General features: G+C 33.5%; 12 protein-coding genes. 4 read left to right on the top strand and 8 right to left on the bottom strand.

The window, feature by feature from the left end; all coding sequences use genetic code 11:
- The coding region (locus ACKVOD_RS00640) for an AAA family ATPase (RefSeq protein ID WP_409207549.1) at window positions 1-785 on the bottom strand (785 nt) is incomplete at its 3' end.
- Between the two features lie 220 nt (window positions 786-1,005).
- Between ACKVOD_RS00640 and ACKVOD_RS00635 the strand changes: the two genes are divergently transcribed.
- Window positions 1,006-1,776 carry a rhomboid family intramembrane serine protease gene (locus tag ACKVOD_RS00635; RefSeq protein WP_409207548.1) on the top strand — a complete coding sequence of 257 codons (771 nt, stop codon included), beginning with the start codon at window positions 1,006-1,008 and terminating at the stop codon, window positions 1,774-1,776.
- Window positions 1,777-1,860: 84 nt separating this feature from the next.
- Here ACKVOD_RS00635 and rlmB read toward each other — a convergent pair whose 3' ends face one another.
- The 7 genes from rlmB to ACKVOD_RS00600 form a co-directional block, all read right to left on the bottom strand.
- On the bottom strand, window positions 1,861-2,595 hold the full coding sequence (gene rlmB, locus ACKVOD_RS00630; protein WP_409207547.1) for a 23S rRNA (guanosine(2251)-2'-O)-methyltransferase RlmB: 735 nt from the start codon (window positions 2,593-2,595) through the stop codon (window positions 1,861-1,863).
- Window positions 2,596-2,878: 283 nt separating this feature from the next.
- The gene (locus ACKVOD_RS00625; RefSeq protein WP_409207546.1) at window positions 2,879-3,022 is read right to left on the bottom strand and encodes a hypothetical protein; all 144 of its coding nucleotides are present in this window, start codon (window positions 3,020-3,022) and stop codon (window positions 2,879-2,881) included.
- Between the two features lie 407 nt (window positions 3,023-3,429).
- A complete protein-coding gene (locus tag ACKVOD_RS00620; protein ID WP_409207545.1) occupies window positions 3,430-3,924 on the bottom strand; it encodes a lipid-binding protein in 495 nt (164 codons plus the stop codon).
- An 11-nt stretch (window positions 3,925-3,935) separates the two neighbouring features.
- Complete coding sequence (locus ACKVOD_RS00615; protein ID WP_409207544.1) at window positions 3,936-4,676, bottom strand: immunoglobulin-like domain-containing protein; 741 nt, start codon at window positions 4,674-4,676, stop codon at window positions 3,936-3,938.
- An 11-nt stretch (window positions 4,677-4,687) separates the two neighbouring features.
- Window positions 4,688-6,115 (bottom strand): SusD/RagB family nutrient-binding outer membrane lipoprotein, encoded by a 1,428-nt coding sequence (locus tag ACKVOD_RS00610; protein ID WP_409207543.1) that lies wholly within the window; start codon window positions 6,113-6,115, stop codon window positions 4,688-4,690.
- Between the two features lie 12 nt (window positions 6,116-6,127).
- On the bottom strand, window positions 6,128-9,304 hold the full coding sequence (locus ACKVOD_RS00605) for a SusC/RagA family TonB-linked outer membrane protein (protein WP_409207542.1): 3,177 nt from the start codon (window positions 9,302-9,304) through the stop codon (window positions 6,128-6,130).
- 150 nt (window positions 9,305-9,454) lie between these two features.
- Complete coding sequence (locus tag ACKVOD_RS00600; protein WP_409207541.1) at window positions 9,455-11,101, bottom strand: hypothetical protein; 1,647 nt, start codon at window positions 11,099-11,101, stop codon at window positions 9,455-9,457.
- A gap of 351 nt (window positions 11,102-11,452) precedes the next feature.
- Between ACKVOD_RS00600 and rpsL the strand changes: the two genes are divergently transcribed.
- The 3 genes from rpsL to fusA all read left to right on the top strand — a co-directional run.
- Entirely contained in the window at window positions 11,453-11,836 is a 384-nt protein-coding gene (gene rpsL / locus ACKVOD_RS00595) for a 30S ribosomal protein S12 (RefSeq protein ID WP_007136570.1), read from the top strand.
- Between the two features lie 104 nt (window positions 11,837-11,940).
- Window positions 11,941-12,417: a 30S ribosomal protein S7 gene (rpsG, locus tag ACKVOD_RS00590; RefSeq protein ID WP_194312446.1), complete on the top strand. Its 477-nt coding sequence runs from the start codon at window positions 11,941-11,943 to the stop codon at window positions 12,415-12,417.
- A 10-nt stretch (window positions 12,418-12,427) separates the two neighbouring features.
- Window positions 12,428-14,512: elongation factor G (gene fusA, locus ACKVOD_RS00585; protein ID WP_409207540.1), on the top strand; the 2,085-nt coding region annotated here is incomplete at its 3' end.

Genomic DNA, 14,512 nt, shown 5'->3' with positions numbered 1-14,512 from the left:
CAATAAACGGCACCGTTTGGATCGCTTCCTCGTATCGATTTTATGAAAGCTGAAACAATATCGTAATGTTGTTCCCCACTTTTATCATACAAAACTGTATTTTGTTGTACAAGTTCAAAAACCCTTTGGTTAGTGATGAAAATTTCGTCTTCATCGGATGCGTTTACGATCAGTTCAAAAATATTCAATAGTTTGCGTCCATCACCTCCTGAAAGTCTTAACAGCGCCTCTGTTTCGGTTAATTTAATATTTTTTGTTGCCAAAAAAGCGTCGGTGGTCAAGGCGCGGTGCAATAATGTTTCCAAATCGTCTTTGGTAAAAGCATTCAAAACATACACTTGACATCGGGACAACAAGGCGGGAATTACCTCAAAACTTGGATTTTCAGTTGTGGCACCAATGAGTGTGATCCAACCTTTTTCCACTGCGGCAAGCAACGAATCTTGTTGCGATTTGCTAAAACGATGAATTTCATCAATAAAAAGAATTGGATTTTTTGCAGTGAAAAGTCCGCCACTTTGTTTGGCTTTTTCAATTACTTCGCGAATGTCTTTTACCCCCGAATTGATGGCACTCAAAATATAAAAAGGGCGTTTCGATTCCTGCGCAATGATTTGTGCCAAAGTCGTTTTCCCCGTTCCCGGCGGTCCCCAAAAAATCAACGATGGAATAATCCCTTTCGCGATTTGTTGCGTTAACGAACCGCTGGGCCCAACCAAATGGGATTGGCTTATGTAGTCTTCCAGTTTTTGAGGACGTATGCGTTCTGCAAGTGGTGCTTTCATTTGTTTTTATATCTGAAATCTGAATTCGTTAATCTTCAATCTGAAATCAAAAATAACTTTGGTAAAAATACTGCTTTTTTTTGAAGCTATTTCTCTATCATCTATCATCTATTTCTTTTCTCATTTTTCTGAAATATGACAAAATAGCACTAACTTGCTTTTGGACAAATTTTTGATTTGTATTTTTTATATAGCTCAACTCCTTCAATTAAACTTTCTAATGAACGATAATCATTTCAAATATTCTAATTCTGTCATAGCACTTCCACTTTTTTTTGTGTTGATCTTGTGGTTTGTTTATTGGTTGGAAATCAGATTTGATTTTGATTTTACTGAAAACGGAATTTTACCCCGAACATTTTTAGGTTTGCAAGGTGTTATTTTTAGTCCTTTCATCCATGCCAATATTGAGCATTTGTATAACAATTCTATTCCGCTCTTGGTCTTGTTGGCAGCTTTGCGGTATTTTTATACTAGACAATCCATGGCAATTTTAGGTTATGGAATTTTACTTTCGGGATTAATTACTTGGATTATAGGTAGGGATAATTACCACATTGGCGCCAGCGGTTTAATCTATGTTTTGGTTAGTTTTATTTTTTTTAAAGGAGTTCAAACCAAGTATTATCGATTGGTAGCTTTATCACTCGCCGTAGTAATTGTATATGGAGGTATGGTTTGGTATATTTTCCCGAAAGTAGATGAAAAAATTTCCTGGGAAGGACATTTGGCAGGATTAATTACAGGATTCGTACTTTCTATACTTTATAAAACCCCTGAATATAGGAAAATAATCAAATACGATTGGGAACATCCTGATTTTAATCCGATAGAAGACAAATTCATGCAACGATTTGACGAAGACGGCAATTTTGTGAATATACCATTAGTGGAGCCGGAAGACGAATTCCCTCCCTATTTTTCATCAAACTCCCTTGTAGATTACACCATCGTTTCAAACGAAAAAAATGAATCAAAACCGGAGTCTTGATTCATTTATGATATTTTAAAACTGCTATCTGCAACCTGCAACCTGCAATCTGCCACCTGCAATCTGAAACCTGCAATCTGCAACCTAATTTCTCTGTCTCACTACTTCGTATAAAAACGCACCGCAAGCCACGGAAACGTTCAGCGAACCAATGGTTCCAAACATGGGTAATTTAGCTTTTTCATCCACAATTTTCAGTACGGAAGGGTTTATTCCTCTATCTTCAGAACCCATAATAATAGCAACGCCTTCTTTTAAATCGACATCATATATATTTTGATCTGTTTTTTCTGTGGCAGCTACTGTTTTTATTCCTGAACCCTGCAGGTAAAAAATAGCATCTTTGATGTGTTCTACTTTACAAATGGGTACATTAAACACTGCACCCGCCGATGTTTTTACGGTATCGCCATTTACTGGGGCTGAACCCGCCTTTTGAACAATAATTCCGTTTACGCCTGTACATTCCGCAGTTCTGATGATAGCTCCAAAATTACGTGCATCGGATATTTGATCTAATATTAAAAACAAAGGTACTTTTCCTGATTCAATCGTAGCTTCTACTAAATGTTCCAAATCTATGAAGCCTATTGGTGAAATAGAAGCTACTGCACCTTGGTGGTTGTTAGGAGTTAAACGATTCAATTTTTCGACAGGCACATAAGAAAAATTTACGTTGGCACGTTTCATGACTTTCATTAAGTCTTTCATCAATTCGCCGGATATTTCTTTTTGAATGAAGACTTTATCAACTTCTTTGCCTGATTGTATTGCCTCGATAATGGCTCGTATACCGAATATTAAATGTTCTTTTTCCATGGTGCGAAGGTAAGGAAAAGAGAACGATTTAACTTTATTTTTTTTTTGACTATTGATAGTAAATAGTCAAAATAAGAAAATTATTGTATAAAAAAACCGCTCTATTTGGGAGCGGTTTCTTACTATTCTTTGAGATTTATTTTAACAATATCGTTGCATACAGTCCTAAAATCATTATTACCAGTGTTACAAAAAAAGCAAAAAACCATTTTATCATGTCGGTTTTGGTGGCTTTTATTTCTGTTCTTAATTGCATTTCCATTTTTTGTAAATCAGATTGCAATTAGCTTTTGTATTGAGTATTACTTCTTATAGTATTGTTTTCTATGCTTTCATATAAAATTTCCGTAAAAATTTTAGCTCTATTGTCGTCGAGTTTTAAATCTTTTCTGAAAAAATCGTAAAGTTTTATTTCTGTAGTACTCATTTTATTTTGTCTTAGTGACAACAAATTATTTATCAAAGATATAAAACTTATGCATTAGTTAATACTTTTTTCGATTCTAAAAATTTTTGGCTATTTCTTCTTTTTATGATAATCATTTTTTAACTGCTTGTATTACCTATATAATGGCTCTTATTCCGGTTTTTAGATTTTATTTTTCTTAAAAAACTGGACAAATATGTAATTAGATTCCATATTTGTCCAGTTTTTTGAATTTTAAAACTTTTGTAATATTATTTTTGACCTGTATTTCTTTTTGTATAAATACTTTATCGAAGACTTTTCTATTTTTTATATCCTCTAAACAAGAAGTCTTGCACTTTTCTATAAGGCAAAAGATTTAAAAAAACCACCACTTATGAAGTGGTGGTTTTTAGAATTATCAAAACCTAGTATTCGTCTTCTAAGAATCCAGTTCTTTTATGACCAACAAATGTCAATTTAGTAGCTGTATCATAACTGAATACTGCTTTAAATGAAATTTTGTCTACAACATGACCAGCTTTTGACAGACCAGCCCCTTTTTCGATTTTTCCTTCTGTAATAGTAACAGTTCCGCTATCGATAATGTTAGGTTGTGCTGTAGCAGTAAAAGTTCCATCTGCAGTGTTAATAGTTATTTTACATTTTATATACCAGCCATGTTTATCATCATCTATCCACATTGTGTTGTCGTTTGCAGAGGTATTGTATGTATGATGTAATGCATGATCAACTTCAACAGCTCCGGCTGCATTTGTAATTGTGATGTACCAATCACCAGCAAAATCTTGAGTGGTTGTTCCACCAGGATTTGGGTCACCTGCCTCATCACAGGATGAGAATGAAGCGAATATAAGAATACCAAAAAGTACTTTTATAATATTGTTTTTTATTGTTTTCATTTTTTATTTTATTAAGGTTGTACTTGTGTTAATGTTGCAACAAATGCATATACAGTTGGGGCAGCCCAACCACATTTAAGAACTAATGTTTTAGTTGCAGCATTTACTGTTAAATCAGTAATGTTGGCTACGCCACCAAAACCAGTATTTGCTAATGGATTTCCTGGAAATGTAAATGAATTTGTAGAAATATCAACAGCATTTATGGTTCCTTTAGGAGTTATATAACCTAAACCTAGTGCTCTTCCATATTCATACCAGCCACCAAAAGCATCAGATACTTCATAAGTGCCGTTTGTGTTTTTCCAGATATATATATACTTAATATTTATATAAGCAGCACTTGGAGTAACTCCATTTCTACTTATAGTACAAGTATACAGTCCTTCAATGCTATTAACTAAATCTCCATTTTTATATACAATAACTTTTCTGGACGCTTTTCCAGCAAATCCATCTGAATTGATTGCTGTATAATTCAATAAATATTCATCTACTTTGTTAGTATCCATAGTTGTTGCTCCTCTATATTTTCCAGCTGCCGCAACTGTATGAGGAACAACAACTGTTCCGGCCTTAGCTACTGCTCCTGGATCTACATAAGTTGTACCTTGTTGGACAAAATATGGATTAGCTCCAGAAATTGTAAAAATAGGAAAATAAGTTATTCTAGATACATCAGCTGTATCAACCGTTGTACAAGCTGTAAAAAAAGAGCCTGTAATATAAAGTGCTATGATTATCTTTTTCATAATTTTAAGAATTAATCCCACCAAACTGGGGTTGTTATTGGTATTAGTGCAGGAACATTTGTATTTGCATTTCTTTCTGAAAGAGGATATGTCATTCTTCTAGGTAATAATCCTGCAGTAGTTCCCGTTTTTGAATATGCAAATTGTCCAGCTATATAACCTCCGGCAGATTGAGCTACTGCAGAAGTTTTTGGATAATTTGTTCTGTTTTTTTCAAAAAATGCTTCAAAACCATTTCCAGGGAAACTAGCAATCCATTTCTGGGTGATTATTGCCTCAACTTTTTGTTCCAATGTTCCGACTGGGTATGCATAAGCACCTGAAACAAATGTTGTGCCAACTAATCCATGTCTAGTAAAATTAGCTAAAACAGCGGCATCATATAATGCTTTTGCTCCTGTTCCTCCATTAGCTCTCTCCATAGCTTCTGCTTGTAAAAACAAGCTCTCTTCTTTACTCATTAAAAGAGCAGGTGTAGTAGCACTCAACTTAACTATAGCAATTGTTCCTGCGCCAACAGGATTATTATAATCTCCTTGGTTTAGAGCATTTCCTGCTAAATAGTAAGCTGCTTTTCTAGTATCACTATTAATATCAAAGTAGGAAGCTAGTGTAGTACTCATTCTTAAGTTAGTTGCCACATTCAATCTTCGATTATTGTATTCAAACAAAGGGTTACTTTGATTAATAGCATCTGTAAATTGATTCATTCCAGCATCGACAGTTAAAAATTGCGTACCCGCAGTTACCATTTGAGCAATACCCGCGTTGGCAATTGCAGCTCTAGAGCTGTAAGTTTGACGCATAAATATTTTTAACTTTAAAGTATTGGCGAATTTTGTCCAGTTAGTCATATTGCCTTGATAAATCAAATCATCATTTGCTGGTAATTGCCCTTTGGATGAAGCTAATGACTTTGAAAGAGCATCGTTTAGATCTTCAATCATATAGGTATAAACTTCTTCTCCAGTATTGAATTTTGGCTCTAATATTGAAATATTGTTAGCTTCTTTATATGGAATACTACCATATAAATCTGTTAATACTTGAGAGGCCTGAACCTCTAGAGTAGTTGCTATTAAATAATAGTTCCAATTCTCATCAGCTAATGCTCTTCTTTTCACATTTCTGATGTCTCCTAAAGCATCATACATTCCGTTCCAAGCAAAATTATAGTCAGATGTACCTATAGAATAATTATCAATATCTTTATATTGATTTGCGGCATTACTTTGAGTCCAATATTGAGACCACATACCTCCGATGATTGCAATAGAAGCTCCCTCTGACCCAATTACACCTGTAATACCTGCTGGTAATTGTGCAGAAAGCGGTGCGGCATTAGAATCTAATGTATCTGGATCTCTATTTATATCTAAATCACTACATCCTATGAAAGTAGTCGATAAAACTAATATACTAATTATAAATTTTTTCATTTTTTTTCTTTTTTAAAATGTTAGTTTAATGCTAGCACCATAAGTTCTTTGCGTTGGATTTGCTCCAAATTCTCCTTGCTCACTTGCTAATCCAGCTCCGAATGTAGATAATTCCGGATCAATATAAGGATTTCCTGCTGGAGTCCAAAGAGCTAAATTTTTCCCGTAAATACTAAACGCAGCATTTTGTAATCCCAATTTTTTAACAATGGCTGATGGAAAGTTATAAGTCAAACCTACTGACCTAAGTCTAACAAATGTTTTGTCAATAATATGAGTTTGTTCTACTCCAGGATTTTGTGCAGAATTCCAGAAATCTGTAACAGCATCTGTTGAGATTGGGGTAGTATTCTCCGAATAAGTACCGTTTCCATTCAAAACAACAGAGTTTGGAATAATAAATGTGTTTCTATCATTATAGATGGTCTCGATTCCATTTCCTGTAAAATGCGACAATCTTTTAGTATAAGAATACATTTCACCACCTTCTTTCCAGTCAAGTCCAAATGTAAAAACGATATTTTTAAAAGTCATTTTGTTATTTAATCCCATTACAAAATCTCTTTGAGAAGTACCAATAATTTGTTCGTCGGTAGAAACTTCATAATAACCTGTTGCTGCATTTACTATGTATTGTCCTAGGTCGTTTTTTAGAGGAGTAAATGATGAAAAAGTACCTAATGGTTCTCCCTGAATAGCGTTGAAAGTTACAGCGTAATTACTAGCAAGTAATTGCTTTTTAGTATCTCCTGCAATATCAAGTACTTCAGATAGATTTTTTGTAAAAGTAGTGGTGAAGTCCCATTGGAAATTTGCTGTTCTTACAGGAACTAAATTTAATGAAATCTCAATTCCTTTATTTTGTAAATCGATAATATTTGCAGTTTGAGATACATAACCTGTAGAAGTAGCTAAAGGTCTTTGAAATAGAACGTCTTTAGTTGTTTTGTCGTATACAGCTAAATCCAGGTTCACTCTTTTTTTGAATAAATTTGTTTCAAAACCAAATTCAATTTCTGTAGTTCTTTCTGGTTTTAAATTTGCATTCCCTAAGTTACCTGCTGATTCATATCCGTTAACGCCTCCTATTGGAAGAAAAATATTTCCAAAACCAAGTCCTGCATTACCAGGAATCAAAGATGATTCTGTTTGATATGGGCTTGTATCGTTTCCTAGTTGAGCATAACCAGCTCTTAATTTTACGAAATAATCTTGGTTATCTACTACAATTCCACTTATACTTGCTGATGGATAAAAATAAGAATTATTCCCTATTGGCAATGTTGACGTCCAGTCATTTCGTCCAGTTAAAGTTAAGAAAACACGATTTTTATATGATGTTTCAAAAGAGCTAAAAACGCTGTAAGATTTTCTCTCTAAGTTACTTTGACCAACTACAGGCTTTATTGAAGAGTTGGATAACTCATAAAAATTTGGAATATCTAAGTTTGTAATTGAGGCCGTTAAAATAGAATTTTTTCTTTGATTGGAGTTAAAACCTACAAGCGCATTTACACTAAAATCTTCATTAATGTTGCCGGTATAATTTAAAATAAAATTCGAATCAAATTCAATATTTTCTATCGAAGTTTCTGTAACACCACCAACAACTTCATTTGCACCTCCTAGTTGTTGTGGAGAACCTGTAATGAATTTAACTATTGCGCCATATGATTTAACTTTTTCTGTTCTGTAATCACCACCAATTTGATAGCTTGCAGAAAAGTTCTTGTTGATTTCATATGATATATTTGTATTTCCAAAAAAGCGATTACCATCAATTATTGTGGCATTCTCATTAACAGACCAATATGGATTGTTTGTGTAAGGAGAAAAATAGTAGCTATTTGAATTATATGGATTATTAGTATAATCCTCTAAATCAACTACACTTACGTCTCTCGGAATTTGAAGTAATTCTTGAGTTAAAGTATTACCTTCTCCAGCATCTGCACCTTGGCCAGTATTTACAGCATTTTGATCTTTTTTAACGTAGGTTATAGTACCTTTTATGCTCATTTTACCTTCTGAAACACCTCCATTTAAACCAAATGTTTTTCTATTATAAGAATCTGCCCCAGTTGGAATGATACCATCTGATTTAACATCATTAAAATTTATAGAGAAATTAGATTTTTCTCCACCACCACTTATTCTTACGTTATTAGTAAATGTATTACCAAGTTCGAAAAAATCTCTGATGTTATTTTCTAAAGCAACATATGGTTTAATTTGTTGGGCGTCGTTGATTATAGCTCCCCATAATCTTGTCTCGCCATTGAATTTAGGTCCCCAAGAACCATTTTCATTACTTGCAGTATTTGGACTATTAGCCCAGCTAGACCATGATTTTCCATTCCATCCTTGACCAAAATCATTTTGAAGATGAGGAATTCTAGCAACTTCAGAAACATCACCAGAAGACATTAACTCTACTGATAATTTAGACTTATTTTTTGCAGATTTAGTTGTAATCAATATTACTCCATTTGAAGCTCTTGATCCATACAAAGCAGAAGCAGCAGCTCCTTTCAAGATAGACATACTCTCAATGTTATTAGGGTCAATGTCTCCAATACCATTTCCAGCATCATAACTTCTTGTATTTCCAGTTCCACTAGAACTTCCATTAGTTATTGGTGTACCATCAACAACATATAATGGGCTTGCGCCTCCAAACGAATTGAATCCTCTTATTACAACTTTTGAGGATGCTCCAACTTGTGCAGGTGCAGTGATGTCAACACCGGCAACTTTTCCAGATAACGATTCAAACAGGTTAGTGTTTGTGACCTCTGTAAGTTCTTTTGAGCTTATATTAGAAGTTGCATAACCTAAAGCTCGTTTTTGTTTTTTAATTCCAAAAGCAGTAACCACTACGCCTTCAAGCTCTACAGAATCGTTTGTTAACTTTACATTAACTTTAGCCGAACTTGCGGTTAGTTCTTGTGTTTTAGTTCCAATGTAACTAAAAATCAAGATCTGGTTTGGTGATGCTTTGATGGAATATTTTCCGTCAAAATCAGTTTGTGTTCCAGTTTGCGTTCCTTTTACTAACACACTCACGCCTGGCAGAGGCATGCCCGCATTATCAGAAACAACACCTGAAACAACTCTCTCTTGCGCAAAAGATAATTGCGCGAATAGCACTACTATGAGTACTAAGAATCCTTTAAACTTTACTTTCATTGTTTGTATATTTTGAATTAGTTATCCAAATTTCTTAATAATTTCTTAATTTACCAAATAATATTCATTCTTTTTTTAACTTATTTTAACATTAACATTTATCAATATCAATTCATATTGTTATAAAAATATTTTTTTTGGGTGCTATTGTTAAAATTCTACATTGTAACTTACGTGAAAAAGAGTATTGTATGATTTAATAGCTTGGTTTTTAGTAATACCATTGACGAAAGCTAATTTGAGTAAACCTGATTTTGTATTGACACCCATTCCTAGTCCAATACCTATTAAATCATTTTTAGTGTTCAAGCTATCGTCTTCAAAAGAACAAAAATCTAGTATGGAATGTAAGTACAAACTCGGCGATAAAACATACCGATATTCTGATTGAATAGCTGTCATAAAATTTGCTTGAAAGTTGTTTTCTGTAAAACCACGAATAGCATTGATTCCGCCAAAGCGGAAAAGTTCATTTATAATGTAAGTGTCACTCTTTAAGAAATAATTATGATATTTAATGTTAATACAATTTTTAGGGTTTAAATAAAAATTATGTGAAGCTTGTAAATTGATGTAAAATTGTTTTATGGATATAGGAGCTGTGTTTAAATCATTGTTTGTTCTTTTTCCAATTCCAAAATTGATGGAAAGTTTAGATTTCACCGGAAAATTTGAATTTTTAAAATCGAATTTCAAATACTCAAAATTTGATGTAATAAATGAGTTTTTATAATCACTAAGTGTTGTATTGTTGGTGTTTTGTATATCACTAGATTCAGTTTCTTGATATTCTAGGTAAATTCTAGAATTATAATCAATATAATACCCTAAACCTAAAGCTGTTTTTGTGTTTTGAAACGTGCTGTCTTGTTTAAAGATATTGATTTTTGCTTTTAAGCTCAAAGGACTTTTAAACAAATAGGGTATTTCGATTCCGGATATAAATGTCTTTTGGTCATTCCCATTACTTTTCCAATAAAATGAAAATTGCTCGCCCGATTTTAATGCATTTTCGAGCGTGATATCTAAATAGCCATTAAATCTAATTTTATTATTGTTGTTGTTTGCAAAACCAATAAAGCCATCAAAAGTATTCGATTTTCTTTTGTCAAGGTATATATAAACTTTAGTGGTGTCTTTAGTAAATAAAATTTCAGGGTATTTTACTTGGCTTACAAATCGAAATTTTTCAAAATCTTCATATATAGTATTCACTACTTTTTTGTTGAAAATCTTGTTTTTATATTTTAGATTCATTTGAGTTAGATGTCCATTTGGTAAACTATTTTTTTTATCCGAATTGTTGTATTTTACGATAATAGAATTTAGTATTCGAGCTTTACCTAAATCATATTGTAATTCTGAATATAAAACTTTATTTTGACTTCTTAAATGGATCAGTTTCAGTTTTGCAAACGCAAATCCTTGTTGTTCTAATTTTTGTGTTGCTTGGTTTAAAAAAGATTCTAATTCAACAATAGGTATTTTTAGGGTATCTTTTCCGTTTGCTAATTCTAAAAGCCCGACAATTTCATTTTGTTGTTTCAAAAACTCATTTTGTATCGCCTTGTTTTTACCTATATATATATGTATAGTATTTGTTCGGTCTCCTAAATCAAACTTTGCAATATAAGTAGCATCATTTACTTTTTTGTTTTCAATAAATTGACATTCTAAATAGCCTTTTTTTGATAATGTTTGAGCAACATTTTTTATTTCATCGTTTATAGATTTGATGTTTTGGTGGGAGGGAAGGTATTGTAAAGAATCCAGTACTTTATTTTCATATTTTGACATTCCAATTATATTTAATTGAAAATTTTGCCCAAAGCTATTTGAGTTGAAAGTAACCAAAAAAAACAGAAAATAGATGGTTTTCAAAAGGCTAAATTTTAATAAAGTGGTTCAAAAAAACAAAATTTTGAGCACTATCCATAAAGATATATTTAAAACGGAATTGTTCTAAAAGTATTGTTTTTTTTAATTCTGAGCTAGCAATAAATGTTTTTATGTATTTCGTTAAATTACAAATATTTACTTAGAAAAAAAATTTATGAATTATGATTTGTTTAGTGAAAAATATTTTCTACATTTGCAACCCCGTAAAAAGCGGGAAGTTTATTATATAAGAAATTTTTAGTATTAATTATGCCAACAATTCAACAATTAGTAAGAACAGGAAGAACTCAGATAACTAAGAAGAGTAAATCGGTTGCTTTAGATTCTTGTCCTCAAAGAAGAGGGGTTTGTACGCGTGTTTACACTACTACACCAAAAAAACCAAACTCAGCCATGCGTAAAGTTGCGCGTGTACGTTTGACAAATGGTAATGAAGTAAATGCATACATCCCTGGAGAAGGACACAATCTCCAAGAGCACTCGATAGTATTAGTTAGGGGTGGAAGGGTTAAAGATTTACCAGGAGTTAGATACCACATCGTTCGTGGTGCGCTTGATACATCAGGTGTAGCTGGAAGAACGCAAAGAAGATCTAAATATGGTGCTAAACGCCCAAAAGAAGCAAAAAAGTAATTTAAAAATTATTCATGTTTCGGTAGAGTCGCGATTAATCGCGTCTGTAACAGAAAATTATATTTTCTGATATCAAATACGGATAAAAAAATTAAAAAGAAAACATGAGAAAAAGAGCGGCAAAGAAAAGACCACTTTTACCAGATCCAAGGTTTAATGACCAATTGGTAACCCGTTTTGTGAACAACTTAATGTGGGACGGTAAGAAATCAACAGCTTTTAAAGTTTTTTATGATGCAATTGACATTATAGAAACAAAAAAGCAAGATGCAGAAAAACCATCATTAGACATCTGGAAAGATGCTTTAACAAACGTTATGCCTCACGTAGAAGTACGTAGTCGTAGAGTAGGTGGAGCTACATTCCAAATTCCAATGCAAATTAGACCAGATAGAAAAATTTCTATGGCAATGAAGTGGTTAATACTTTATTCTAGAAGAAGAAATGAGAAATCTATGGCTCAAAGACTAGCGTCAGAATGTTTAGCTGCGGCTAAAGAAGAAGGTGCTGCTGTTAAAAAGAGAATGGATACTCATAAAATGGCTGAAGCAAATAAAGCATTCTCACATTTTAGATTTTAATTAAGAAGAAATGGCTAGAGATTTAAAATATACAAGAAACATAGGAATTGCTGCTCATATTGATGCTGGTAAAACAACAACAACAGAGCGTATATTATTCTATACCGGAAAGTCACATAAAATTGGTGAAGTGCACGATGGTGCTGCAACAATGGACTGGATGGCGCAAGAGCAAGAAAGAGGTATCACAATTACATCTGCTGCTACAACTTGTGAATGGAATTTTCCAACTACACAAGGTAAAGTTTTACCTGAAACATTACCATATCATTTTAATATTATTGATACCCCAGGACACGTTGATTTTACTGTTGAAGTAAATCGTTCTTTACGTGTACTTGATGGGTTGGTTTTCTTGTTTAGTGCTGTTGATGGTGTAGAGCCACAATCAGAAACAAACTGGAGATTGGCAGATCAGTACCATGTACCACGTATCGGATTTGTTAATAAAATGGACCGTCAAGGTTCTAACTTTTTGATGGTATGTCAACAAGTTAGAGATATGTTGAAATCTAACGCAGTTGCGATAACTTTGCCAATAGGTGAGGAAAATGATTTCAAAGGTGTTGTAGATTTAGTAAGAAACCAAGCTATTGTTTGGGATGATGAGGGAATGGGAGCAACATTTGAAATTGTACCTATTCCTGAAGATATGCTTGCTGAAGTAAAAGAATACAGATCTATTCTTATTGAAGCAGTAGCGGATTATGATGAAAATCTATTGGAGAAATTCATGGAAGACGAAGAGTCTATTACAGAAGAAGAAATCAATACTGCATTAAGAGCTGCTGTTATGGATATGGCTATCATTCCTATGATTGCTGGTTCTTCTTTTAAAAATAAAGGAGTTCAATTCATGTTAGACGCAGTATGTAAATACTTACCATCTCCAATGGATAAAGCAGGTATCGAAGGAATTCATCCTGATGACGCTGAGTTACTAGAGGAAGATCAAACTAAAATAATTCGTAAGCCAGATGTTAAAGAGCCATTCGCTGCTTTAGCGTTCAAAATTGCTACCGACCCATTCGTAGGTCGTTTAGCTTTCTTCCGTGCGTATTCGGGTCGTTTAGATGCTGGTTCTTATGTATTGAACACACGTTCAGGAAACAAAGAAAGAATCTCACGTATCTACCAAATGCACGCAAACAAACAAAACCCAATCGATTATATCGAAGCAGGTGATATTGGAGCGGCTGTAGGATTTAAAGACATTAAAACTGGAGATACTTTGTGTGATGAAAAACACCCAATTATTTTGGAGTCAATGAAATTCCCTGCGCCAGTAATTGGTATTGCAATTGAGCCTAAAACAAAAGCTGACGTTGATAAAATGGGTATGGCTTTAGCTAAATTAGCTGAAGAAGATCCAACGTTTACAGTTAGAACTGATGAAGCTTCAGGGCAAACAATTATCTCAGGAATGGGAGAATTGCACTTGGACATTCTCGTTGATAGAATGCGTCGTGAATTCAAAGTTGAGGTAAATCAAGGTGAGCCACAAGTAGAATACAAAGAAGCTTTTACAAAAGTGGCTCAACATAGAGAAACGTATAAAAAACAATCAGGTGGTCGTGGTAAATTTGGTGATATTGTATTTAGATTAGAACCAGCTGATGAGGTTGATGGTAAAGCTCCTGTTGGATTACAATTTGTAAATGCAGTTAAAGGTGGTAACGTTCCTAAAGAATATATCCCATCTGTAGAAAAAGGTTTCCGTGAGGCTATGAAACAAGGTCCTTTAGCAGGATACCAAGTAGATAGTTTGAAAGTAACTTTATTGGACGGATCTTTTCACCCTGTCGATTCTGACGCTCTTTCATTCGAACTTGCTGCTAGAATGGGTTACAGAGAAGTAGCAAAAGCTGCTGGTGCAATTGTTCTAGAGCCAATCATGAAAATGGAAGTGATTACACCTGAAGAAAACATGGGAGATATCGTAGGTGATATCAACCGTCGTAGAGGTCAAGTAAATGATATGGGTGACAGAGCAGGTGCAAAAACCATCAAAGCAGACGTGCCATTATCAGAAATGTTCGGTTATGTAACAACATTAAGAACACTATCATCTGGTAGAGCAACATCTACAATGGAA

The sequence above is a fragment of the Flavobacterium sp. genome (genome assembly GCF_046155325.1).
In the GTDB taxonomy this organism is placed as follows: Bacteria; Bacteroidota; Bacteroidia; order Flavobacteriales; family Flavobacteriaceae; genus Flavobacterium.
Note: the sequence above shows the minus strand (reverse complement) of the source record. Positions and strands in the feature narration are given on the sequence as shown.